Source organism: Paenacidovorax caeni (assembly GCF_001298675.1).
GTDB lineage: Bacteria > Pseudomonadota > Gammaproteobacteria > Burkholderiales > Burkholderiaceae_C > Paenacidovorax > Paenacidovorax caeni.
The window spans coordinates 70,859-95,041 of record NZ_CYIG01000006.1 but is presented as its reverse complement, the minus strand read 5'-3'; the positions used below and the strand labels follow the sequence as shown (position 1 = coordinate 95,041).

Sequence of the window (24,183 nt, the reverse complement as noted above, 5' to 3'; positions counted from 1 at the left end):
AACACTTAAAACTTCGTGCGGTAGTACAGCATGGGCCCGCCGGAGCGTGTGCGCAGCAGCAGCTGCGAATCGCCTTCGAGTTTGACGCCGATGGCACCGAACTCGGGCAACAGCCCGCCGAAGCGCGGCGAGGCCCATTGCACCTCCACGCGCGTGCCGTAGTTGGGCTGGCGGTTGAGCCAGATCATGTCCATGGCATCGGGTGTCTGACTGCGGTAGGGCGCGCGCGTCCAGGTCGACAGGTCCAGGAACATGTTGCCGCCCAGTGGCGCGCGCCAGTGCACGCCCAGCGTGGGTTCCCAGATGGGCTCGGTCATGGCCAGCGCCGGCACCGAGGTGCTGGTCTGCGTCGCCATGCCGAGCGACAGGCCCAGGCTGCCGCCGGTGCCGCTGCCGAGCCAGCGCGTCACGTCCACGCGCAGGGCTGTGTTGCGCGGCAGGGGGTTGCGGTCGCTCGACATCTCCAGCCGGTCGCGGGTGCTGGGCAGCAGGGGCGGTTCGGCGGGGGGGGCCGTGTCGGACGCCAGGACATGCAACGCCATGCAGGCCAGCAGCCCGCACAGGCGGTTGCCGATGCACCAGGGCCAGACCCTGGGCGTAGCGTATGTTGACATGGTGTCCCGGTCCATACCAACACCATCTTAGTGCGGCAAGGCCTGCTGTGTGGCCGCCATGCGCTTAACAACGACGGTGGGCTGGAGCTGTAGCGGCGTGCACAGAAAGACGCTCCGCACCATAGCGTGGGCGTGCGTGCATAGGCAGAAGGAGGAGGGGGAGTTGACGAGCCTTACCCCCGGCACTGTATCCACGGTTAGGGCTGCTTGGTTCCCCACCTGACCCGGTTGGCCGCTTCCCCATGCGAGGAGGCCCGTCAGCCAAGGATTGTAGGCGAAAAGAGCACAGGCGGTCAGCCTGCTGGCTTGAACGGGTTGCGCGCCTGTAGCGCCTCGAGATATTGCGTCATGCCTTCGCCCTCGCGCGACAGGAAGCGTTGCACCGCGTCGGCAAAGGCCGGGTGGGCCAGCCAATGTGCACTTGCCGTGGACACAGGCAGCAGGGCGCGTGCCATCTTGTGCTCGCCCTGCGCGCCGCCCTCGAAACGCTGCACGCCGTGGCCGATGCACCACTGCAGCGGCTGGTAGTAGCAGGCCTCGAAATGCAGGCAGTCCACGCGCTCCAGCGCGCCCCAGTAGCGGCCGTAGGCCACCAGGTTTTCAGGGTCTTTTTGGTCTCCAGCGCTTGAAGGAGAAGCGCCGACAGCTATCAGACTGCTAGCAATCGGGCGGCCGTCGCGCTCGGCGATGAACAGCAGCCAGCTGTTCGGCATGTGCGCAGCCATGCGGGTGAAGAAGTCGCGCGTGAGGTAGGGCGGGTTACCGTGTTCGAGGTAGGTGCGTTCGTAGCAGCGGTAGAAGAAGTCCCAGTCGGCCGGCGTGATGTCCGTGCCGCGCACCCGGCGGAACGTAACGCCTGCCTCGCGCACCTTGCGGCGTTCCTGGCGAATCTTGCGGCGTTTGTCCTGCGCCAGGCTGGCAAGGAAGCCGTCGAAGTCGGTGTAGCCGTTGTTCTGCCAGTGGAACTGCACCGTGTGGCGCTGCATCAGCCCCTGGGCCGTGCAGGCCTGCAGGTCGTCGTCGCTGGCGAACAGCACGTGCAGGGAGGAGATGCCTTCCGATGCGCACCATTGGCGCATGGCCTGTACCAGCAGGGCGCGCGCATTGGCGTCGCGCGCCAGCAGGCGGGCCCCCGGCACGGGTGTGAACGGTACGGCCACCACCGCCTTGGGGTAGTAGGGCAGGCCGTGTTCCTCGTAGGCTCTGGCCCAGGCCCAGTCGAACACGTATTCGCCATACGAATGGCTCTTGAGGTACAGCGGGCAGGCGGCCACCATCTCGTTGCCCTGCCACAGCGTGAAAAAACGCGGTGCCCAGCCCGTGCGCGGCGTGGCGCTGCCGCTGTCGTGCAGCGCGGCCAGATAGGCATAGCGCATGAATGGCGTAGGCAGCGGCTGGGTGGCGAGCAAAGCGTCCCAGGCGGCGGGAGAGAGGGCGGCTGGGCTGTCCGCAATGCGCAGTTCGTGGGCAGGCAAGGGCGTTTCGAGGGGATGCCGATGGACCCATCGTGCCACAAACCCGTCCGCCGCCAAGAGGGGCGCGGGCATGCCCCTCAGAGCCGGAGGCGTTACGTTGTCACCGCTTCACATGGCGCTAGCGCTTATCCACCAAGCGCTAGCTGCTATGGAAATAGGAGTTTGCAGCCCGTGCGCTTACCGCGTGCTGTCCAGGCTGTTGCGCATGGCGGCTTGCGCCACCGCATCGAGGGCGCTGTCCACCACGGTTTGCTGTGTGAGCACGTGCATGGTGCCTTGTTCGATGAGGCGGTTGAGCAGCCGCAGCGGCATCGACTGGGTACGGCCGCTGGCGCCGGTAAAGAGGAAGAGCGTGTTGTGCGGGCCGATCCAGGACAACTGCATGCGTTCCCACTGGCCGTTCACCCGCAGGTTTACCCAGGTGCCGATATCCAGGGGCGGTGCCTTGGGCGCGCCGTCGGTGTCGTTGGTGTCGTTGGTGGCGGGGGGCGCTTGTGGGTCTGGCGCTACGTCCATGAAGCCGGACTCCTTGGCTTCCGAGGGCGCGATCCAGGGCTCGTCGTCCGGCGGCAGCGCCGGCCGGGAGGGCGCCGTGCCAGTGGCGGCGGGCGGCAGGGTCGGCTGTGGCGGGCGGGGCGCTGCGGCCGGCGCGGGGCGGAACGCTTCCTGGTGCAACTGCATGAGCAGGTCGAAGAAGGCGTGCGTCTGCGCGGGCGGGTAGTCGATGGATGCCAGGCCTTCGCGCAGCTTGGACAGCAGCTTGGGCACCAAGCGCGCGAGCTGGCTGGTGTTCGCGCGGGTCAGCTCGGGCTGCGCGCTCCAGAGCAGGGCGTCTACGGTCTCGCGGTAGCGGCCCGGGTCGGCATTGCCCGTCGGGTCCGTCAGGCGTGCCTGGGCCATGACCTTGACCCAGGGGCCGAGCAGAAAGCGCGAAATTTCACCGGGAACCTTGTCCATCTGCGGCAGCAGCCAGATCTCGCGCGACATCTGCGCGGCCAGCAGGTGGCGCTGCTCGGCGTGCTGCAGGGCTTCGATGGCGCGCTGCCGTTCGCGTTCGCGCGCCTGCTCGCTTTCGGCCCAGGCAGCCTTCAATTCCTCCAGAATTCGCTCGAAGGGCGCCTGGCCGTCGATGTCGGCGGTCGCCAGGCTGCCGGCGATCTGGAGCAGCGACTGCATGAAGCTGTCGAATCCGGACGCTTTGGTGTGGGGAAAGGCCAGGCTGCGGTTGGTGATTTCCTGCAGCAGGCGGCGGGCGGGGTGGTCTTTGTGGCTGAAGAAGCGCGGGTCGGCCAGGGCCAGTTGCAGCAGGGCCGGTTCGAGCGTTCGGATGAATTGCTGCACGGGCCAGAGCAGCCGCTCGTCGCGCGCGATGTTGTCCACCATCAGCGCCACCACTTCCATGCTCAAGGCCTGCCCCAGCCCGCCCGGGTGCTGGCGCAGGGCGGCGTAGCCGGCTGCGCCGCCGGGCTGGGCGCGCTGCTCGCCCAGGCGTTGCATCATGTGGTCGACTTGGTTCATCTCCTGCAGTGCCTCGAAGGCGGCGGGCACGGTGGCGGCGAAGTCGGTGCTGGGCGGCTCCAGCGCGGGGAAGGCGCCGGGGCCCTCGAACTCGCGCGAGAAGCGCTCGGCGAAGTCCTCCTGCGCGGCCGGGGCTGGCGCAGGTGCCTCGGTGAGTTCGCCCAGCAGTAGGCGGCGCAGGCGGTCGAGCGTGAGCCGCGCGTCGGCCTGCGCGGCCTGTGGTGCGTCTTCCTCTTTCTCGGGGCCGAAGCCTGGCGCGATGTTGCCTTCAGAGGGTGCGAGATAGACGTACTTTCCGTTGGACTGGCGCATGGCGAAGCCCACGGGGCGGACGTCGCCTTGCCGCAGCCTTTCGATGAGCGCCAGGTAGAGCTTGCGCAGTTCGCTGCCCAGGGCCTGGGCCAGGTGGCCCATCCAGTCGTGCCGCACCTGGTTGGTGGTCTGCATTTGCGCCACCACACTTTGCAGCGCCTGCAAGAAGACCTCCGGGCGCAGCGGGTTGTGCTCGGGGCGGACGGTGGTCAGGCCCTGGGCCGCGCTCATGAGGGCGTCGAAATCAGCCTGCGGCCCATCTACCGCGGCAGCCAGCATTTGCTGCGCACGGGCACGCTCGACGCTCTCGCTGATCTGGGTTTCGTCCATCAGTTCGAGGTCGTCGAAATGGATGCTGGACAGCGCGCGCGTGGATTTCTGCTTTTGGGCGATTGCCTGGTCGAGCGCGTTGCGCAGCGCGGTGGGGTAGCGCTCGCACATCACGGGGGCCAGTTGCGACAGGCGCTGGCGGGCTTCGAGCATGGCCTGGTGCTCACCGGCCGTGCGCGCCATGTCTTCACGCGCCCGCAGAGACTGGCGCGCGGCCTCTGCGATGTGCTCCATGAAATGCCTGGAGTCGGTCAGCACGTCATGGATGAGGCGCTGGTGCAGCGCGGTGCCGAGGTCGGCAGGGGGAGAGGGGGTGACGTGTTTCGCGTCCATCATCGTCTGGATAAATGCCGGCGTGCGCCATCGTATGCCGCCTGCTGCCATCAGATGCGCACTCGCGGCTGGGAAGGGCGCAGGGTAACACCCCTGCTGCCCGCCCCTTCCCAGGCGCTGTGCTCAAACCACTTCAACCCGCATGGAATTTGACCACCAGTGGCACGATGAGCAGCGCCACGATGTTGATGATCTTGATGAGGGGGTTCACTGCGGGGCCGGCCGTATCCTTATAAGGGTCGCCCACCGTGTCGCCGGTGACGGCGGCCTTGTGTGCCTCGCTGCCCTTGCCGCCGTGGTGGCCGTCTTCGATGTACTTTTTGGCGTTGTCCCAGGCGCCGCCGCCGGTGCACATGGAAATGGCCACGAACAGGCCGGTGACGATGGTGCCCATGAGCAGGCCTCCGAGGGCCTTCGGCCCGAGCAGCAGGCCCACCACGATGGGCACCGCCACGGGCAGCAGGCTGGGCACGATCATTTCCTTGATGGCGGCACTGGTCAGCATGTCCACGGCTTTGCCGTACTCAGGCTTGGCCGTGCCTTCCATGATGCCCTGGATGCTCTGGAACTGGCGGCGCACCTCCACCACCACACTGCCTGCGGCGCGGCCCACGGCCTCCATGGCCATGGCGCCGAACAGGTAGGGGATCAGCCCACCAATGAACAGCCCGACGATGACCATGGGGTCGGACAGGTCGAAACGCACGGCCATGCCGTAGCTTTCCAGCTTGTGGGTGTAGTCGGCGAACAGCACCAGCGCCGCCAGGCCGGCCGAGCCGATGGCGTAGCCCTTGGTCACGGCCTTGGTCGTGTTGCCTACGGCGTCCAGCGGGTCGGTGATGTCGCGCACGCTGGGGGGCAGTTCGCTCATCTCGGCGATGCCGCCGGCGTTGTCGGTGATTGGGCCGTAGGCATCCAGGGCGACGACGATGCCCGCCATGGAGAGCATCGACATGGCCGCCACCGCCACGCCGTAGAGCCCGGCCAGCGCGTACGACACCACGATGGCGATGCACACGAACAGCACCGGCCAGGCCGTGGAGCGCATCGACACGCCCAGCCCCGCGATGATGTTGGTGCCATGCCCCGTGGTGGAGGCCTGGGCGATGTGACGCACCGGCGCATACTGCGTGCCGGTGTAAAACTCGGTGATCCACACCAGCGCGGCCGTCAGCACCAGGCCCGTGGCACAGGCACCAAACAGGCGCGCCTGCGCGCCCGTAGCGCCCAGCGCGTTGTCGGGCACTACCCAGGCGGTGACGAACCAGAAGGCGACGAGCGACAGCGCGCCGGCGATGGCCAGGCCCTTGTACAGCGCGGGCATCACGTTCTTCATGCCCGGGCTGGCCTTGACGAAGAAGCAGCCAATGATGGATGCCACGATGGACACGGCACCCAGCACCAGCGGGTAGGCCACGGCCGCCGCAGGGGCCGTGCCCACCAGCAGCGCGCCCAGCACCATGGTGGCGATGAGCGTGACGGCGTAGGTCTCGAACAGGTCGGCGGCCATGCCGGCGCAGTCGCCCACGTTGTCGCCCACGTTGTCAGCGATGACGGCGGGGTTGCGTGGGTCATCTTCTGGAATACCGGCCTCCACCTTGCCCACCAGGTCAGCGCCTACGTCTGCGCCCTTGGTGAAGATGCCGCCGCCCAGGCGCGCGAAGATGGAAATGAGCGAAGAGCCGAAAGCGAAGCCGATCAGCGGATTGAGCGTGCCGGCCAGCGAGGCATCCGACCCGGCACGGCCCAGCAGGAACCAGGCGAAGCCGGTGACGCCCAGCAGCCCCAGCCCCACCACCAGCATGCCGGTGATGGCGCCGCCGCGAAACGCCACATCCAGCGCTGGTCCCATGCCCTGGGTGGCGGCCTGGGCCGTGCGCACGTTGGCCCGCACCGAGACGTTCATGCCGATGAAGCCGCAGGCACCGGAGAGGACGGCGCCCACCACGAAGCCGATGGCCGTGGTGGCGTCGAGGAAGGCCCCAATCAAAAGCGCCAGCACCACGCCGACGAGGGCGATGGTCTTGTACTGGCGCGCCAGGTAGGCCGCAGCACCCGCCTGGATGGCGGCGGCGATCTCCTGCATGCGCGGGTTTCCTGCGTCCTTGGCCAAGATCCAGCCGCGCGCCCACAGGCCGTAGGCCACCGCGAGCAATCCGCAAACCAGGGCCAGTATCAGAGGGGAAGTCAATGCCGTCGATGCCGCCATACTCGGTCTCCAAAAAGGGGTACACGGGTGGAAGCAACGCCGGTGGAAATTGCTTCCGCTGCGTTGCTTCCTCGTGCTCCGCCGGATGGGAGGCATGGGGCGAGACGATTGGCCAACGCAGCCATTTAACGCCAAACTGGCGACTGCAAGCAAGGTGCAAGGCGCGAGCGCCTAAAATCCGTGGCCGTTTCGCACCAAGGCCGCAGCGTGGCAGCTTTGGCGCGATGCGCTCCACATCCTTACTCAGACCCCCAAACCCATGTCGCTCAACAACGTCAAGCCCGGCAAGAACCTTCCTGAAAACTTCAATGTGGTGATCGAGATCCCGGCCGAGTCCGATCCCGTCAAGTACGAGGTGGACAAGGAGTCGGGCGCCGTCTTCGTGGACCGTTTCCTGACCACGGCCATGTACTACCCCTGCAACTACGGCTACGTGCCCCAGACCCTCTCGGGTGACGGCGACCCCGTGGACGTACTGGTGATCACCCCGTACCCGCTGCACCCCGGCGTGGTGGTGCCCTGCCGCGCGCTGGGCATTCTGAAGATGGAAGACGAGGCCGGCATTGACGGCAAGGTGCTGGCTGTGCCCACCACCAAGATTCTGAAGATGTACGAGCCCTGGAAGACCGTGGAGGACGTGAACCCCATGCGCCTGAAGGCCATCAGTCACTTCTTTGAGCACTACAAGGATCTGGAAGAGGGCAAGTGGGTCAAGGTGTTGGGCTGGGAAGGCATCGATGCCGCCCACAAGGAAATACTCGACGGCGCTGAAAACTACCTGAAGGCACAGGCCTGATGGCATGAAAAATGGCTTCCAGCGCTTATCCATCAAGCGCTAGAAGCTATGAAAGAAAGAGCATGTGTGCCCCGTGGCACGCATGCTCTTTCTTTTTGGCTGGTAGGGGTTGCCGGTGCGCTACGGGTTCGTAACAGGGCTGCAGGCGCTGGAAAATCGGCCAAAATGTTGCAAATCGTGCAGCGCATTCCTTGCTGTGCGGCCCATCGCAGTTTTTGTGCATCCTGAAGGACATCGACATGGCTACATCCTCCCCGTCTTCCACGCAACGCACGGGGGCCGCCGCCGGCAGCGCCTCGGAGTACCTTACGTTCCGACTCGGCACGGAGGAGTACGGCATCGACATCCTGCGTGTGCAGGAAATCCGTTCCTACGAGCAGCCCACGCGCATGGCGCATGCGCCGGATTTCATCAAGGGCGTGATTGACCTGCGCGGCGTGATCGTGCCCATCGTTGATTTGCGCCTCAAGCTGCATTGCGCCACGGCCGATTACACAGACTTCACTGTGGTCATCATCCTGAACGTGGCGGGCACGGTGCTGGGTGCGGTGGTTGATGCCGTGGCCGATGTGGTGGCGCTGACGGCCGACTCCATCAAGCCTGCCCCCCAGTTCCAGAGCCAGGTGGACTCGGCGTTCGTGCGTGGCATCGCCTCGGTGGGCGAGCGCATGCTGATCGTGGTGGATATCGAGTCGCTGCTGAGCAGCAGCGAAATGGGCCTCGTCAAAGCAGTGGCCACGGCGTGAGTTTTTGAGCCGAAGCCAGGCCACTTTTTGTATTCGTTAGGCCTTGTAGGAAATGTGAGGCGCCAAAATGGGATTCTCCAATCTGCGCATCGGTATGAAACTGGGCCTGGCTTTCATTGCCATGGTTCTGCTGAGCCTGCTGGTGGGTGTGCTGGCACTGGTACAGCTCAGCGATGTCCATGAGGACACGCACGATATCGCAACCAACTGGCTGCCCAGCGTGCACATATTGGGGGAGATGCGGGCCACCGCCAACCGCCTGCGAGCTAGCGAAGTTGGTTTGGCCTTGTCCGAGTCCCCCGAGGAAAAGGCGCGGCTGGCGCAGGATGTGCTGGCGGTTGACAAGATCCTCGCGGACCAGGAGAAGGTGTATGCGCCGATGGTCACGCCACAGGAGGTCAAGACCTACGAGGAGTTCAAGCAGTCGCGCGAGGCCTACCTGAAGGTGCAAGCGCAGCTTTTGGCGCTGGCCAAGGAGGGCGGGGCGCAGGCCGACACCGCAAAGCTGCTGTACGGGGATTCGCAAAAAGCCTTTATCGCCATGGCCGAGACCATCGGCCGGCTTGCCAAAATCAATACCGATGGCGCGGACAAGGCCTACAAGGCGTCGCAAGCGTCCTACGATGCGGCGCGGGCCATGGTTGGCGCTGGGCTGGCGCTGGCCGTGGCCGTGGCCGTGGCACTGGGGTGGTGGATCACGCGGCTGATCACCGTGCCGGTCGACGAAGCCGTGCGTGCCACGCGCGAAATCGCCAACGGCAACCTGGCTGTTTCCCTCAGTGTCCGTTCGCGCGATGAAATTGGCCAGTTGCTGCAGGGCCTGATAGAAATGCGCGACAAGTTGGCGGCAGTGGTCTCGGAGGTGCGCAGCAACGCCGAGGGCGTCGCCACCGCCAGCGCCGAGATCGCCCAGGGCAACAGTGACCTGTCGGGACGCACGGAGAGCCAGGCCAGCGCCCTGGAGGAGACTGCCGCTTCGATGGAGCAGCTGGGCTCTACCGTGCGCCAGAATGCCGACAACGCACGCCAGGCCAACCAACTGGCTTTGAATGCCTCGACCGTCGCCACCCACGGTGGCGAGGTGGTGGCGCAGGTGGTGGACACCATGCGCGGCATCAACGACAGCTCGCGCCGCATTGCCGACATCATTGGCGTGATTGACGGCATCGCTTTCCAGACCAATATCCTGGCACTGAATGCCGCCGTCGAGGCGGCACGCGCGGGCGAGCAGGGCCGGGGCTTCGCTGTGGTGGCGGGAGAGGTGCGTTCCTTGGCACAGCGCAGTGCCGATGCGGCCAAGGAGATCAAATCCTTGATCACCGCCAGCGTGGAGCGCGTGGAGCAGGGCTCGCAGCTTGTGGACCAGGCGGGCTCGACCATGGAGGAGGTGGTGACAGCGATCCGCCGCGTTACCGACATCATGGGCGAAATCAGCGCCGCCAGCAGCGAGCAGGCCAGCGGCGTGGCCCAGGTGGGCGAAGCCGTGACCCAAATGGACCATGCCACGCAGCAGAATGCGGCCCTGGTGGAGCAAAGTGCAGCGGCGGCGGCCAGCCTGAACCAGCAGGCGCAGGACTTGGTGGGTGCTGTGGCGGTGTTCCGCCTGGCGCAGCAGCATGCGGCGGCAGCGCATGCACCCGTGCCGCAGCGCGTGGCCGCGCCCGTGGCCCGTGCCGCAGCACCCGCGAAAAAGGTGGGCCTCTCCACCAAGCCCGCGGCGGCGGTCAAGTCGCCAGCGGTGCCGGCACCCAAGCCAGCCGCACCGCTGGCGGCTCCTGCCGCCAAACCCAAGCCTGCCAGCACGGCGAATGAGGGCGATTGGGAGAGTTTTTAACCCTGTTCTTGGTTGAAAAACGGCTTTGGAGGGCGTCCAGCAAGCGCTGGATGCTCTTGAAAAAAGAGCAGCCAAAACAAAAAAGCGCGAGACCCCGAGGGGCCCCGCGCTTTTTTTACCGCGGTACTGCGGATCAGAAGCGGTGGCGGATGCCCACCACGAAGCTCGTGCCCGACGACAGGTCCGTGACCTTGTCGTACATGCCCACGGCGTACACGTCGGTGCGCTTGGACAGGAAGTGGTCATAGCCCAGGCTAGCAGTGGTGCGCGTGGCTTCGCCGGGGCCGGTGGTGGCCTTGGTGCGGGCCACGGCAGCCTTGATGGCACCGGCCTTGTTCAGCACCGGCACTTCGGCGCCGAGCGAGAAGGTCTTGCCGGTGAAGTCGGTGGCGTCAACCTTGGCTTGGCCGTAGGTCAGGTAGGCCTTGGCCATGCCGAAGTCGTATGCACCGCCCAGCATCCAGTCGGACTTGCGGTTCATCAGGCTGTTGGGAGGCACGGGGTTGCTGATGTCTGCACGCTCGTAGAAGCCCATCAGGGTCAGCGGGCCGCCGAAGTACATGACGTTCAGGCCGATGTTGCTCTTGCCCGAGTTGCCGGCTTGCTCGCCGAACTGGTAGTGCAGGTTGGCTTTGAGGCCGCCGAAGCTGGGTGTGGTGTAGGTGATCTGGTTGCTCCAGCCGGTATCGGCCGGGGTCGTCAGGTTGCCCGCGGGCCAGCCGACGGTGGACATGTTGGCATGCAGCACCAGGGGCGACACGGTGAACGAATCGCCAAACGGGTTCAGCAGGATGGTGGGCAGGAAGTTGGGGGCCATGCCGCGGCCCAGGGCCACGGAGCCGAAGCCGCCGGACAGGCTCACGCTGGCGTCGCGCGAGAAGAAGGGGTCGGGGTTGAAGCGGCCGGGGCTGCCGGTATCGACGCGCAGGAACGAGGTCAGCAGGAAGCCGGCCTTCAGGCCGCCGCCCAGGTCTTCGGTGCCCTTGAAGCCGAACCACGAAGTGGTCAGGCCGCCCGAGCCGACCACGCTGGTGCGGTCGGCGTCGCCCGCCATGCGCACGGAGCCGGCGTAGGCATCCATCAGACCCATGAGCTGCACCGAGCTTTCGGCGTGGGCGGTGCCCAAACAGGCCAGGGCGGCGCCCATGGCAATCAACGACTTCTTCATGAAAAAACTCCCGTTCAAGAAAAAAAATTACGACGAAATTATTGCAGTAGATGCGCTTACTGAAAGCAATTGTTGCTTTCTTGCCATCAAAATGACACCTTGGTGCGTTATGCCCCAAGGTGGGGCAGGGGCACCGAAGTGGTGGCTTGGCAGGCTTGTGTTTGAAACAAAGTTACTAAATGAAGGGTCGGCAGAGTTCCACGCAGCACCATGCGTGTCGCGCCAGGGCGCGGTGGGAGGCGCAGCACCCTGCTCCTTGCACGTAGCCGTTCCGGACGGCGCTGGGCCCGTGGCGCTTGAATCGCGGTTTCACCTCGGTGGCCGGGTGCTTGGTGCTGGGTGCTATTGAAAAAGGAGCTGCTAGCGCTTGCTGCAAAAGCGTTAGAGGCGCTTTTGCCTTTATACGCAACGTTGCAGCAAAAACGATTCAATCTGTCCTGCGGCTTGCGGTGGACTGAAGTGGTAGCCCTGTGCCTCGTCACAGCCCTGCTCGCGCAGGAACTGCAGCTGCGCGGCGGTTTCCACGCCCTCGGCGGTGGTCTGCAGGCCCAGGGCCTGGGCCATGCGGATGATGGCGCTGACGATGGCGCGGTCGTTGCTGTCGTGCTCCAGATCGCGCACGAAAGACTGGTCGATCTTCAGCTTGTAGAGCTGGAAATGCTTGAGCTGGCTCAGTGACGAATAGCCGGTGCCGAAGTCGTCCATCGACAGGTGTACGCCGCGCGCGCGCAGTTGCTGCATGGTCGTCATGGCGGCGCGCGGGTCGGCCACGGCCACGCCTTCGGTCAGCTCCAGCTCCAGCGCGTCGGGCGGGAGTCCAGCCTGGGCCAGCAGGCGGCTGACCATCTCGGGCAGCTGCGGCTGGTGGAACTGGATGGCCGAGAGGTTCACCGCGACCTTGATGCGGTCCAGCCCTTGCGCGCGCCAAGCTTGCAGCTGCGCCAGCGCGGTGCGCAGCACCCATTCGCCGATCTGCAGGATCTGGCCGCTGTTCTCGGCCACGGGAATGAATTCGGCCGGGGAGATGCGCCCCAGCTCGGGATGGGTCCAGCGCAGCAGCGCCTCGACGCAGCGCACCTGCCCGGTGGCGATGTTGATCTGCGGCTGGTAGTGCAGTTCCAGCTGTTGGCGCTCCATGGCGCGGCGCAGGGCGTTTTCCAGCTGCAGCGCGCGCAGCGACTGCGCCTGCATTTCGGGCGTGAAAAAGCGGAACGTGGCACGGCCGTCGCGTTTGGCGCGGTACATGGCCACGTCGGCGGATTGGGTGAGGGCGTCGAAGTCCTGTCCGTCGCTGGGGTACAGGGCGATGCCCATCGACGGCGCCATGGTCAGCTCGTGGTGGCCGATCTGATAAGGCTGGCGGAAGGCTTCGAGCAGCTTGCCCGCCACGCGTGCGGCACCTTGCGCGTTGGCGCCGGGCAGCAGCAGCACGAATTCGTCGCCGCCCAGGCGCGACACGGTGTCGTACTCGCGCACCACGGCGCGCAGGCGGTTGCCGATCTGGATCAGCAGCGCATCTCCCACGCGGTGGCCCAGCGAGTCGTTGACGTGCTTGAAGTGATCGAGGTCGATGAACATCACCGCCAGCGGCGTGCCGGCGCTGGCCGCTTCGCGTATGGCCTGCTGGCTGCGCTCGGCCAGCAGCGTGCGGTTGGGCAGGCCGGTCAGGGCGTCGTAGTGGGCCAGCCAGTGGATGCGGTCCTGGTCTTCCTTGCGGTCCACGATCTCGCGGTGCAGGTCGACCACGGTCTCGTGCAGCTCGCGCGTGCGTTCGCGCACCTGGCGCTCCAGTTCCTCGTGGGCCTTGGCCAATGCCTCTTGCGCGCGCCTGCGCTCGGTGATGTCCATGGCGATCCACACCGAGCCCTGTGCGCCCATGGCCTTGGCTCGGACGTCGCAGACCACCGGCGTGCCATCCTTGCGGCACAGCGTGACTTCGCCGGCGAAGGACTGCCCCTGGGCGAAGGGGGCGTAGCAGCGCTTGCCAGCGTCTTCCCACTCGGCATCGCTGCGGTACCAGCGCCGCGACGGGCTGCCGATCAGCTCGCCAGGCTCGTAGCCCAGCATCTGCTCGAAGTGGCGGTTGCAGCGGGTGAGGTGGCGCTCGCGCAGGAACACGATGCCGACCATGGCCTGGTCGAAGAGCACCTGCTTTTCCAGCTGGATGGTGCGCAACAGGTCCTGCGTCTGCTTGTGTTCGTCGATGTCGTCGACGGTCCAAATGGACCCTTCGCGGGTGTCCTGGGGGTTGATCAGGCGGCCCGTGAGGCTGGCCCAGAACAGGGTGCCGTCGCGCCGGCGCATCTGGCGCTCGCAGCGGAAGGTTTGGCCCTCGCAGAGGGTGGTGTAGGCCTCACGCCCCAGCGCACGGAAAGCGTCGCGATTGGGGTGCAGGGTCTCGCTGCTATGCCCCAGCAGTTCTTGTGGGCTGGCATAGCCATAGATTTCAGCGTAACGCTGGTTGCAATGCACCACGATCCGGTTGCGGATGAAGACGATGCCGACCCCGGCGCTGTCCAGCAGGGTTTGCTGTTCGCGCAAGGTACGTTGCAGGGAAGTGCCAACGACCGGTCCGGAAATTTCCGAGACCTCAACCGGGTGGTACATGAACGGGGAGAAAGCGTGGTAATTGCAAGAGATGTGCCAAATTGTATTCGATCGGTCTGTTGGTGCCGTCACGGTGTTGTCATGGCGCCGCACCACACTGGCGGCACGGCCACAGGGCCGAAGGAGAAGTCCCGATGAACGAACTGCCTAATCCCACGCTGCCGCTGTCGCCCTTGCCCAGGGGGTCACTTCACCGCCCAGGCATGGCTCTGGGTGCGCGGCCTGTGGCGTGTCCCGGCCTGGAAGTGACTTGGGCGCGGCACCTCGATGAGGTACGGCAGGCTCAGCGGTTGCGGTTTTCCATCTTCGCGCAGGAGATGGGGGCGCGCCTGAATACCGCCATTGCGGGCCATGACGTGGACTTGTTCGATGACTATTGCGAGCATCTGCTGGTGCGCGACCTGGCCAGCGGTGAGGTGATCGGTACCTACCGCGTGCTCACGCCTGCCCAGGCGCGCCGGGTAGGGAGTACCTACAGCGACCTGGAGTTCGACCTGACGCGGCTGCGTGCGCTGCGTCCCCGCATGGTGGAGCTGGGGCGCAGTTGCGTGCATGCGGAGCACCGCCATGGCGGCGTGATCCTGGCGCTGTGGGGGGCTTTGGCGGATTTCATGGTGCGCAACGGGCTTGACGCCATGATCGGCTGCGCCAGCATCCCGATGCTGCACAACGGCGTGGTCAGCGGCGACGTGGCAGCCAGCATCTGGGAGCAACTGCGCCACACCCATTTGGCCCCTATCGAGCACCACGTGCGCCCGCGCCTGCCGCTGCCGGTGCAGCAGCTCAACGGCAACCTGCCCGTGGAGCCGCCAGCGCTTATCAAGGGCTACCTGCGCCTGGGCGCGCGTGTGCTGGGTGCGCCTGCCTGGGACCCGGATTTCAACACGGCGGACCTGCCCATGTTCATGCGCATGGCGGACTTGCCCGCACGTTACCGCCGCCATTTTCTTGGTTGAGTGTCTTTGTTGAGTGACCGTTTTATGACGGTCATTTGCATGTCATCAATCTGTCACTGATGGCGGTGATACTGGTGCTGTCGCTCCCCGAAGCCGCATTCATGCCGTCCATTCCCCCTCCATCGACCACGCCTGCCGACGGTGCAGCGCCCGCTGCGGAAACCGCACTGCCGGCCTCTGCCCAGCCTCTTCTCGACCGCGACCACAGCATCCTGGCTTTCAACGAGCGTGTATTCGACTGGGCTTGCCGCAGCGATGTGCCGCTGCTTGAGCGCCTGCGCTACCTGTGCATTGTCTCGTCCAACCTGGATGAATTCTTCGAGGTGCGCGCCGCGCCGCACATCACGGCGGCGCAGAGTGGCGAGACCAAGGGGGCCTACACCGTGGCCTCGTTCGCGGCGCTCATGGCCAAGGCGCAGGATCTGGTGGCGCGCCAGTACGCGCTGTACAACGATGCGCTCGTGCCGGCGCTTGCGGCGCAGGGCATTCGCATCGTCTCGCACGGCGAGCGCATGCCCGAGCAGCGCCGCTGGGTACAGGAGTACTTTCAGCGCGAGGTGCGGCCGCTGTTGATCCCGGTCGGGCTGGATCCGGCCCATCCGTTCCCGCTGGTGGCCAACAAGTCGCTCAATTTCATCGTCCGTCTCAAGGGTTCGGATGCGTTTGGGCGCAACAACGAAATTGCCATCGTGCGTGTGCCGCGCGTGCTGCCGCGCGTCATCCGCATGCCGGGGCGTGTGGCACCCAAGGGGGCGCTGTTCGTGATGCTCTCCAGCGTGATCCGCGCGCATCTGGCCGATTTGTTTCCGGGGCGCGAGGTCACCGAGTTCTCGCAGTTCCGCGTGACGCGCCACTCCGACCTGGCGGTGGATGAGGAAGACGTGCGCAACCTGCGCACGGCGCTGCGCCAGGGGCTGCAGCAGCGCCACTTTGGCCAGGCCGTGCGGCTGGAGGTGTCGTCAAGCTGCTCGCGCTTTCTGGCTGATTTTTTGCAGTCCCAGTTTGGGCTGCCCGAGGGCGCGCTGTTTCGCGTGCAAGGGCCAGTGAATCCGGTGCGGTTGTCGCAGCTGGTGGATCTGGTGAACGATCCGGCGCTGCTCTTCCCGCCCTGGCGCGGGGCGTGGCCGGTGGGGCTGCAGGAAGGTGTGCCCATCCTGGCGCAGCTGCGCGAGCGCGACGTGCTGATCCATCAGCCTTTCGAGCGTTTCGACGCCGTGCTCGCCTTTCTGCGCGAGGCCGTACACGACCCCGACGTGCTGGTCATCAAGCAGACCATCTACCGCACAGGCTCCGACTCGGAGCTGATGGAGCTGCTGCGCGAGGCGGTGCGCCGCGGCAAGGAAGTCATGGCGGTGGTCGAATTGAAGGCGCGCTTTGACGAAGAAGCGAACATCAATTGGGCCGAGGCGCTGGAATCGATCGGCGCGCAGGTGGTTTATGGCGTGGTGGGGCTGAAAACGCACGCCAAGATGCTGCTGGTCACGCGCCGCGAGGGCCGCCAGCTGCGCCGCTATGGCCATCTCTCCACCGGCAACTACAACCCGCGCACGGCGCGCCTGTACACCGACCTGAGCATGCTCACGGCCAATGCCGACATCACGGCCGACATGGACGGTGTGTTCAACCATCTGGCGAGCCAGAACCGGCCGCCGCGGCTGCGCCAGCTCATGTTGGCGCCGTTCCACCTGCACAAGCGCATGATCGAAAAAATCGAGCGCGTGGGGCTGGCGGCGCAGGCTGGGCAGGGCGGACGCATCGTCGCCAAAATGAATGCGCTCACCGACGAAGCGCTGATGCGTGCCCTGGTAAAGGCGGGCCAGCAGGGGGCGCGCATCGACCTGATCGTGCGCGGCGCCTGCATGCTGCCCGCGCAGTTGCCCGGTGTGACCGACAACATCCGGGTGCGCTCCATCATCGGGCGCTTTCTGGAGCACACGCGGGTGTTCTATTTCGCCGCGGGCGACCAGGAGGAGCTGTACCTCTCCAGCGCCGACTGGATGAACCGCAACATGATGCGCCGTGTGGAGTTGGCCTGGCCCGTGACCGAGCCCGGCTTGCGCCAGCGCATCATCGATGAATGCTTGGTGGCCTACCTGTACGACGACCGCGATGCCTGGACCCAGCGGTCCGATGGCCGCTACGAGCGCGCGCCACGCCCGACCACCGGTGCGGGGGCGCAAGCGGCTCTCATGGCGCGTTATGGCCAACAGCAGGCCACGGCGGCACGCAAGAAACGGAAGACACAATGATGGATCTGATCCTGTGGCGCCACGCTGAAGCCCATGAGGGCGAAGACGGCCTGGACGACTTGGAGCGCGCGCTGACCCCGCGCGGCGAGAAGCAGGCCGCGCGTATGGCGGCCTGGCTTGACCGGCAATTGCCCGAGGGCCTGCGCGTGCTCTCCAGCCCTGCGCGGCGCGCCGAGCAGACGGCCAAGGCGCTGGGGCGCAAATACAAGCTGCGTGCCGAGCTGTTGCCCGAGGGGACGCCCGCTGAACTGCTGGAGCTGGTCCAGTGGCCCAGGGCGCGTGGTGCCGTGCTGGTGGTGGGGCACCAGCCGCTGTTGGGGCTGACGGCGGCGCACCTGCTGGGGATGGGCGCAGGAGAATGCTCTATCCGCAAAGGGTCCGTGTGGTGGTTGCGCCAGCGCCAGCGGCTGGAGGTCAGCCAGACTGTGCTGATGGCGGTCATGGCGCCCGATTTTTTGTAGTTTTGGGTGTTTTTGCCAGCCAGCCCTTGCCAGGCAAGCGCGAGCAGCTATGGTTTTTGGTGGTGCCGTCTCAGGGTTAATGCGGCCGGGCTACGGGCCGCCAGTCCCTAGAATCTATTGCACTGCAATAAATGCCCGAGGAGTTTGCTGTGCCAGAGAAAAAAGCGGCTGCCAAGCCTGCCCAGCGCGTCATCAAGAAGTATCCCAACCGGCGCCTGTACGACACCGACACCTCCACCTACATCACCCTGGCCGAAGTCAAACAACTGGTGATGGCCAGCCAGCCCATTGTGGTGCGCGACGCCAAGACGGGCGACGACCTGACGCGCAGCATCCTGCTGCAGATCATCCTGGAGGAAGAAGCGGGCGGTGCGCCCATGTTCTCCGAGGCTGTGCTGGCCAACATCATCCGCTTCTATGGCCATGCCATGCAGGGCTTCATGGGCAGTTACCTGGAAAAGAATATCCAGACCTTCACGGACGTGCAGGCGCGCCTGGCCGAGCAGACGCAGGGCATGACGCCCGAGATGTGGAAGCAGTTCCTCGGCGGCCAGGGCCTCATCGGCGGCTACGCCGAGCAGTCGCGCGCCATGCTCACGCAGATGCAGGAGCAGTTGCAAAAGCAGACAGAGCAGATGCTCGGCGCCTTCGGTATCAAGCGCTGAGGGCGTGGCCGCGCGGGCGTTAGCGGCGCGCGCAGCGGATGCAGGAGGGGGGCAAGTCTGGCCGCCAGTGCATCCCGCACGGGCGCGCAGTGGGCGCAGCGCGCACAAAGCGGTAGTGCGAGCCCCTTGGGCCGGCGCCAGATCAGCCCGTGGACAGTGCGCGTGCCAGCCGCGAGGCCGTGAGGGCCTGCAGCGCAGGCCAGGCGTCGGCGGCGTGGCCGTGCTGCCAGCAGGCGGCGCAGGCCGCCTCGAAGGTATCACCACCTGCGGCCAGCCGTGCACCGAGCAGCCCCGCCAGCACATCCCCAGTACCTGCCGTGGCCAGGCGTGCATTGCCCGTGGGGTTGATGGCCGGCGCGCGGCTCGGTGCGGCGACCACGCTGCCCGATCCCTTGAGTACGGTCACGCAGCCGAAGCGCTCGGCCAGCTGCTGGGCCGCTTGCAGGCGCCGCGCCTGCACCTGGGCGGTGGAGATGCCGAGCAGGCGTGCCGCTTCCAGGGGGTGTGGCGTCAGTACCGTGGGCTGCGCCCGTGCGGCCCGGTGTGCCAGTTGCTGCTGCAAGGTCGGGTCGGCGGCAATGGCGTTGAGCGCGTCGGCGTCCAGTACCAGGCGCGGGGCTTCAGCCAGTATGCGGGGCAGCAGCGGTGCGACCGCCAGGCCGCCACCGCAGCCGCACACCAGGGTAAGGCGGGGCAGGTCGAGGGCGTTGAAGCGGCGCAGCATCAGCTCGGGCTGTGCGGCATCCACAGTCTGCGCCCCCGCATCAAGCAGGGCCACCAGCACCCGGCCCGCACCGGCGTGGAGCGCGGCGCTGCCGGCGAGCAGCGCCGCGCCACGCATGCCCATGCCACGCTGTTCCAGCCCCTCGCCGCCGACCACGGCGACATCGCCATAGCTGCCCTTGTGGCTGGCATGTGCGCGCGCAGTGGCTGCGGGCTGGCCGCAGAGCCAGGCGCTGGGCGGTTCATCGCCCGGCGCAACGCCCAGGTCGTCGTGCCATACGGTGCCTGCTGCATCCCGCCCCGCGCCAGTGAACAGTGCGGGCTTGAGCGTCAGTAGGCTCAGGGTGTGGCGCGGTGCGGCGGGCAGTCCAGCCGGGGCCAACGTGCCAGCGTACTGGCCGGTGTCCGTTTGCAGGCCGGAGGGCAGATCCACGCACAGCACCGTGGCGGGGCTGGCGTGCAGCGCGTCGAGGCAGGCGTGCAGGCGGGCGTCCGCCGGGCGCGGCGTGTCCTCTGGGGCCAGACCGATTCCCAGCAAGGCGTCGATGCACAGGTCGCGCGCGTCCAGATGGGTGGGGGGCGTATTGGAAAAAGAGACGCCTGCGTCGCACGCGCGTTCCCATGAGTGCTGCGCGTCGGCGGGGGCGCGGCCGGGTTGGCCGAGCCATGTGACGGTCACGGCCACGCCATGGCGGTGCAGGCCCTGGTGCAGGTGCAGTGCGGCCTCCAGGCCATCCCCGCCGTTGTTGCCAGGGCCGCAGGCAATCCAGATGTGCCGTGCATGCGGTGCGAGTGCACGGGCCAAGCGTGCTATGGCTGCACCCGCGCGCTGCATGAGTGTGTGCGCCGGCAGGGCGGCCGTGGCGGTGGCCTCAATGCGGCGTGTGGCCGCCAGGTCGAACAAGGGAAGGCGCTGGCGCGTCGTAACCGGATGCATGGCAGCATTTTGCGCCGGTTGCGTCACCAGCGGCCCATGGTCAACGCGCCGTGATCGACCTCGGGTGTGCGCTGGGCCATGAGATCGGACAGCACGCGCGCGCAGCCGCTTGCCAGGGCCCAGCCACTGTCGCCGTGTCCGATGTTGAGCCACAGGCCGGGCTGGCCGCTCAGGCCCAGCACCGGCAGGCCGTCTGGCAGCATGGCGCGGCTGCCGCGCCAGACCTGTGCGCCAGCCGAAAGCTGGGCGCCGCCGGGGAACCAGCCGGTCAGTACCTGGTACATACGCTCCAGCGTGGGCTGGTGGTGCGTGGCGCAGTGCCCCAGCTCCGCCCCGCCAGCGACGCGTATGCGCTGGCCAAGCCGCGTGATGCTGATGCGCTGGCTGGCATCGACCACGCTGGCCAGCGGCGCGTGCAGCTCGTCGCGCAGGGGTGTGCTCATCGTGTAGCCGTGCAGTTGCGCCAGCGGGAGCCGCAGACCCAGGGGGCGCAGGAGCTCGGCGGACGCGCCGCCGGCGCACAGCACGATGGCGTCGAACCGCTGCGGCCGGGTGTCGCCCGCCAGCTCCACGCCGGCAGGGGCCGTGTGCAGCTGGCGTACCGTGGTGCCGAACATGAACTCCACGCCCAGCGCTTGCGCGGCTTGGCGCAGCATCAGTGCGAACAGGCGGCAGTTGCCCAGTTCGCCACCGGGCAGGTGCAGGGCGCAGGCCAGGGGCGTTTGCGGGCACAGCCCGGGCTCGATGGTGCGTGCGGCTTCGGCATCAAGTTCGTGCAGCGCCACGCCGGCGTCACGCAGCAGCTGCAGCACTGGGGCCAGGGCGGCGTGCTCGGCTTCGCTGCGCAGCAGCACCAGGCCGCCGCGACGGGTTTCCGGGTCGAGCTGCAGGGTTTCCAGGGTCTGGTGCAAGCGGCGGTGGCTGTAGCGCGCCAGCTGTTCCAGCGCAGCCAGGGCGGGCGGCAGCACGCCTTTGCTGGTCTGCAGGGCGTTGCGGCGCCAGCGCCAGAGCCAGGCCAGATCGGCGCGCGTGGCGCCGCTGGCAATGCGCACCAGGGCCTGGCGGCCAAGCAGTGGCGCGCGTGCTGGGCCCAGGGCGCCGGGCGCGGCCCAGGGGCGCAGCAGCCCGGGGGCGAGTAGCCCTGCGTTGGCGAAGCTGGACTCCTCAGCAGCGCTGGCACGGCGCTCAAAGACGGTCACAGCGTGCCCGTCGCGGGCGAGTTCGTACGCAGTGGTGACGCCAACGATACCGGCGCCCACGATGGCGATCTTCATGATTTTGGGTGTTTTTGGCCTTCAGGGCTTTTGGGATAAGCGCTAGAAGCTATTGTTTTGATAGTTCTCTAAGCTGCGGATCGTGCAGTGCAGCATGACAAGGGGATTGTGCCCGCGTGGGGCGCGGCTTTGGGGCAGCCGTGAAGGCAAAAGTAATCCGTGGCCCGTTGCTGCCGCTGAAAGTGGCCGGCCATGCTAGAATCCTCAGGCTTTGCTGAAGCTGTCTTGTCTTGAGTTGCTCGGGGTGGGGTGGTGGGCCATTTGGCTTGTCGGCAAAGTTAATCGCAAACCAGCCCTTCCAAGGTGTTGTTGGCCTCTTTTGAGGGGCGGCAAATGGCGGGCTGGATTTCAGACCCAACCTTTGGAGCAACTCCCATGACCGTCACTATGCGTGAAATGCTGGAAGCCGGTGTCCACTTCGGCCACCAAACCCGCTTCTGGAACCCCAAGATGGCCCCGTTCATCTTCGGCCATCGCAACAAGATTCACATCATCAACCTGGAAAAGTCGCTGCCGATGTTCCAGGAGGCGCAAAAGTTTGCCAAGCAACTTTCCGCCAACCGCGGCACCATTCTGATGGTCGGCACCAAGCGCCAAGCCCGTGAGCTGGTGGCTGAGCAGGCGCAGCGCGCAGGCGTGCCTTACGTCGACCAGCGCTGGCTCGGCGGTATGCTGACCAACTTCAAGACCGTCAAGACCTCGATCAAGCGTCTGAAGGACATGAAGGCCCAGCAAGAAGCTGGTCTGGATTCCATGAGCAAGAAAGAGCAGCTGATGTTCGTGCGCGAACTTGAGAAGCTCGAAAAAGACATCGGCGGCATCCAGGACATGAACGCGCTGCCCGACGCCATCTTCGTGATCGACGTGGGCTACCACAAGATCGCTGTGTCCGAAGCCAAGAAGCTGGGCATCCCGCTGATCGGCGTGGTGGACTCGAACCACAACCCCGAGGGCATTGACTACGTGATCCCTGGTAACGACGACTCGGCCAAGGCCGTGGCGCTGTACGCCCGTGGCATCGCTGATGCGATCCTTGAAGGCCGTGCCAACGCCGTGGCCGACGTGGCCAAGGCTGTGGCCGGCGAAGGCGCTGACGAATTCGTGGAAGTGGAAGAATCCGCTGCCTGATTCCCCGGCTGCGCGACCGGGCGCAAGAAAAAGCGGGGCCCATGGTGAGCCCCCTTTTTTTATCCTGTTGTGACGAAATGAACTGATACGGAGAGATTTCAATGGCTGCAATTACCGCAAGCATGGTCGCCGAGCTGCGTGCCAAGACCGACGCCCCGATGATGGAGTGCAAGAAAGCCCTGACCGAGGCTGATGGCGACATGGCCAAGGCTGAAGAGCTGCTGCGCGTCAAGCTGGGTACCAAGGCTGGCAAAGCCGCCGCCCGCGTGACGGCTGAAGGCGTGGTCGCCAGCTACATCGACGGCACCACGGGTGCCCTGGTCGAAGTCAACAGCGAAACCGACTTCGTTTCCAAGAACGACAGCTTTATCGCCATGGCCAACGCCGCAGCCAAGCTGGTGGCGTTGCACAACCCCGCCACGGTGGAAGCCCTGGGTGCACTGCCCTATGAGCAGGACAGCTTTGGTCCCACGCTGGAAGACGTGCGCAAGGGCCTGATCGGCAAGATCGGCGAAAACATGTCGTTCCGTCGCTTCAAGCGCTTCGACGGCTCTAACCTGGCTTCCTACCTGCACGGCTCGCGCATCGGCGTGGTCGTGGAGTTCGACGGTGACGCCACTGCCGCCAAGGACGTGGCCATGCACGTGGCTGCCATGAAGCCTGTCGCTCTGACCAGCGCTGACGTGCCTGCGGAACTGATCGCCAAGGAGCGCTCGGTGGCCGAAGGCAAGGCGGATGAAGCCAACAAGGAACTGGTGGCTGCCGGCAAGCCCGCGCAAAGCGCCGAAATCACGGCCAAGCGCATCGACGGCGCCGTGCAAAAGTACCTCAAGGAAGTCTCGCTCGCCGACCAGGTGTTCGTGAAGGCTGCCGATGGCAAGCAAACCGTGGCGCAGATGCTCAAGGCCGCCAACACGACCGTGAAGGGTTTCACCCTGTACGTGGTGGGCGAAGGCATTGAGAAAAAGGCCGACGACTTCGCTGCCGAAGTGGCTGCGCAAGTGGCTGCCGCCAAGGCTGCGGCTGCTTAATCCGCAGTTACTTCCTGCCTGAAATACCTCATATCCGTTTGCCACCGTTTTTGCCTCTGGAGAGTCCGCCCATGTCCAACGCCACGCCAGCCCACAAGCGCATTCTGCTCAAGTTGTCTGGCGAGGCCCTGATGGGTGACGATGCTTTTGGCATCAACCGCGCCACCATTGAACGTATGGTCGAGGAGGTGGTCGGTGTGACCCGCCTGGGCGTACAGGTGGCGGTGGTGATCGGTGGGGGGAATATTTTCCGCGGCGTCGCAGGTGGCGCCGTCGGCATGGACCGGGCCACGGCCGACTACATGGGCATGCTGGCTACGGTGATGAACGCCCTGGCCCTGGCCGATGCCATGGACAAGCAGGGGCTGACGGCGCGCGTGATGTCCGCCATCGCCATTGACCAGGTGGTGGAGCCTTACGTGCGTCCCAAGGCCCTGCAGTACCTCGAAGAGGGCAAGGTGGTTGTGTTCGCTGCGGGGACCGGTAATCCCTTCTTCACCACGGACACGGCTGCGGCATTGCGTGGTGCCGAGATCGGCGCCGAGGTGGTGCTGAAGGCCACCAAGGTGGATGGCGTTTACACGGCCGACCCCAACAAGGATCCTTCGGCCACGCGCTATTCCAAGCTCTCGTTCGACGAGGCCATCACGCGCAACCTGGGCATCATGGACGCCACGGCGTTCGCGTTGTGCCGCGACCAGAAGTTGCCGATCCGTGTGTTTTCCATCGTCAAGCATGGCGCACTGCAACGCGTGGTGATGGGCGAGGACGAAGGCACGCTGGTGTACGCTTGATCGCTTGGCCTTTGCGCTCACGA

General features: G+C 66.0%; 19 protein-coding genes and 1 other RNA gene. 11 read left to right on the top strand and 9 right to left on the bottom strand.

Features of this window, described 5'->3' with window-relative positions; all coding sequences use genetic code 11:
• Positions 1-5 precede the first annotated feature (5 nt).
• The 5 genes from BN2503_RS04040 to BN2503_RS04025 form a co-directional block, all read right to left on the bottom strand.
• A complete protein-coding gene (locus BN2503_RS04040) occupies positions 6-614 on the bottom strand; it encodes a hypothetical protein (protein WP_139235381.1) in 609 nt (202 codons plus the stop codon).
• A gap of 162 nt (positions 615-776) precedes the next feature.
• An RNA gene (ffs, locus tag BN2503_RS19260) (signal recognition particle sRNA small type) lies at positions 777-873 on the bottom strand.
• A 34-nt stretch (positions 874-907) separates the two neighbouring features.
• Positions 908-2,161, bottom strand: coding sequence for a GNAT family N-acetyltransferase (locus tag BN2503_RS04035; RefSeq protein ID WP_054255361.1), 1,254 nt, complete (start codon positions 2,159-2,161; stop codon positions 908-910).
• 105 nt (positions 2,162-2,266) lie between these two features.
• A complete protein-coding gene (locus tag BN2503_RS04030) occupies positions 2,267-4,582 on the bottom strand; it encodes a DUF1631 family protein (RefSeq protein WP_054255378.1) in 2,316 nt (771 codons plus the stop codon).
• A gap of 133 nt (positions 4,583-4,715) precedes the next feature.
• Positions 4,716-6,791 carry a sodium-translocating pyrophosphatase gene (locus tag BN2503_RS04025; protein ID WP_054255360.1) on the bottom strand — a complete coding sequence of 692 codons (2,076 nt, stop codon included), beginning with the start codon at positions 6,789-6,791 and terminating at the stop codon, positions 4,716-4,718.
• 259 nt (positions 6,792-7,050) lie between these two features.
• On the opposite strand from BN2503_RS04025, the gene ppa reads away from it, so the two are divergent.
• The 3 genes from ppa (at position 7,051) to BN2503_RS04010 (ending at position 10,167) form a co-directional block, all read left to right on the top strand.
• A complete protein-coding gene (ppa, locus tag BN2503_RS04020) occupies positions 7,051-7,587 on the top strand; it encodes an inorganic diphosphatase (protein WP_054255359.1) in 537 nt (178 codons plus the stop codon).
• Positions 7,588-7,826: 239 nt separating this feature from the next.
• The gene (locus BN2503_RS04015) at positions 7,827-8,333 is read left to right on the top strand and encodes a chemotaxis protein CheW (protein WP_054255377.1); all 507 of its coding nucleotides are present in this window, start codon (positions 7,827-7,829) and stop codon (positions 8,331-8,333) included.
• 67 nt (positions 8,334-8,400) lie between these two features.
• Entirely contained in the window at positions 8,401-10,167 is a 1,767-nt protein-coding gene (locus tag BN2503_RS04010) for a methyl-accepting chemotaxis protein (RefSeq protein WP_054255358.1), read from the top strand.
• A gap of 133 nt (positions 10,168-10,300) precedes the next feature.
• Here BN2503_RS04010 and BN2503_RS04005 read toward each other — a convergent pair whose 3' ends face one another.
• Positions 10,301-11,335, bottom strand: a complete 1,035-nt coding sequence (locus BN2503_RS04005; RefSeq protein WP_054255357.1) for a porin — start codon at positions 11,333-11,335, stop codon at positions 10,301-10,303.
• On the opposite strand from BN2503_RS04005, the gene BN2503_RS19915 reads away from it, so the two are divergent.
• Positions 11,313-11,684: a hypothetical protein gene (locus BN2503_RS19915; RefSeq protein ID WP_139235380.1), complete on the top strand. Its 372-nt coding sequence runs from the start codon at positions 11,313-11,315 to the stop codon at positions 11,682-11,684. The two genes, BN2503_RS04005 and BN2503_RS19915, sit on opposite strands and share 23 nt — an antisense overlap.
• Positions 11,685-11,734: 50 nt before the next feature.
• Here BN2503_RS19915 and BN2503_RS04000 read toward each other — a convergent pair whose 3' ends face one another.
• Positions 11,735-13,942, bottom strand: a complete 2,208-nt coding sequence (locus BN2503_RS04000; protein ID WP_054255356.1) for a sensor domain-containing protein — start codon at positions 13,940-13,942, stop codon at positions 11,735-11,737.
• A gap of 134 nt (positions 13,943-14,076) precedes the next feature.
• Here BN2503_RS04000 and BN2503_RS03995 point away from each other — a divergent pair, with 134 nt between their 5' ends.
• From BN2503_RS03995 to phaR, 4 genes are all read left to right on the top strand, one after another.
• The gene (locus BN2503_RS03995) at positions 14,077-14,898 is read left to right on the top strand and encodes a GNAT family N-acetyltransferase (RefSeq protein ID WP_054255355.1); all 822 of its coding nucleotides are present in this window, start codon (positions 14,077-14,079) and stop codon (positions 14,896-14,898) included.
• Positions 14,899-14,999: 101 nt separating this feature from the next.
• Entirely contained in the window at positions 15,000-17,147 is a 2,148-nt protein-coding gene (ppk1, locus tag BN2503_RS03990; RefSeq protein WP_054255376.1) for a polyphosphate kinase 1, read from the top strand.
• Complete coding sequence (locus tag BN2503_RS03985; protein WP_054255354.1) at positions 17,144-17,608, top strand: SixA phosphatase family protein; 465 nt, start codon at positions 17,144-17,146, stop codon at positions 17,606-17,608. The genes ppk1 and BN2503_RS03985 overlap by 4 nt, the downstream gene beginning before the upstream one ends.
• Before the next feature lie 131 nt (positions 17,609-17,739).
• A complete protein-coding gene (gene phaR, locus BN2503_RS03980; RefSeq protein WP_054255353.1) occupies positions 17,740-18,273 on the top strand; it encodes a polyhydroxyalkanoate synthesis repressor PhaR in 534 nt (177 codons plus the stop codon).
• Positions 18,274-18,415: 142 nt separating this feature from the next.
• Here phaR and BN2503_RS03975 read toward each other — a convergent pair whose 3' ends face one another.
• Both BN2503_RS03975 and BN2503_RS03970 read right to left on the bottom strand, forming a co-directional pair.
• Entirely contained in the window at positions 18,416-19,933 is a 1,518-nt protein-coding gene (locus tag BN2503_RS03975; RefSeq protein ID WP_054255375.1) for an NAD(P)H-hydrate dehydratase, read from the bottom strand.
• Positions 19,934-19,956: 23 nt separating this feature from the next.
• Positions 19,957-21,207 carry an FAD-dependent oxidoreductase gene (locus BN2503_RS03970; RefSeq protein WP_054255352.1) on the bottom strand — a complete coding sequence of 417 codons (1,251 nt, stop codon included), beginning with the start codon at positions 21,205-21,207 and terminating at the stop codon, positions 19,957-19,959.
• Positions 21,208-21,582: 375 nt separating this feature from the next.
• Between BN2503_RS03970 and rpsB the strand changes: the two genes are divergently transcribed.
• The 3 genes from rpsB (at position 21,583) to pyrH (ending at position 24,160) form a co-directional block, all read left to right on the top strand.
• On the top strand, positions 21,583-22,335 hold the full coding sequence (rpsB, locus tag BN2503_RS03965) for a 30S ribosomal protein S2 (RefSeq protein WP_054255351.1): 753 nt from the start codon (positions 21,583-21,585) through the stop codon (positions 22,333-22,335).
• A gap of 101 nt (positions 22,336-22,436) precedes the next feature.
• Entirely contained in the window at positions 22,437-23,366 is a 930-nt protein-coding gene (tsf, locus tag BN2503_RS03960) for a translation elongation factor Ts (protein ID WP_054255350.1), read from the top strand.
• A gap of 71 nt (positions 23,367-23,437) precedes the next feature.
• A complete protein-coding gene (gene pyrH / locus BN2503_RS03955; RefSeq protein WP_054255349.1) occupies positions 23,438-24,160 on the top strand; it encodes a UMP kinase in 723 nt (240 codons plus the stop codon).
• Positions 24,161-24,183: the final 23 nt, after the last annotated feature.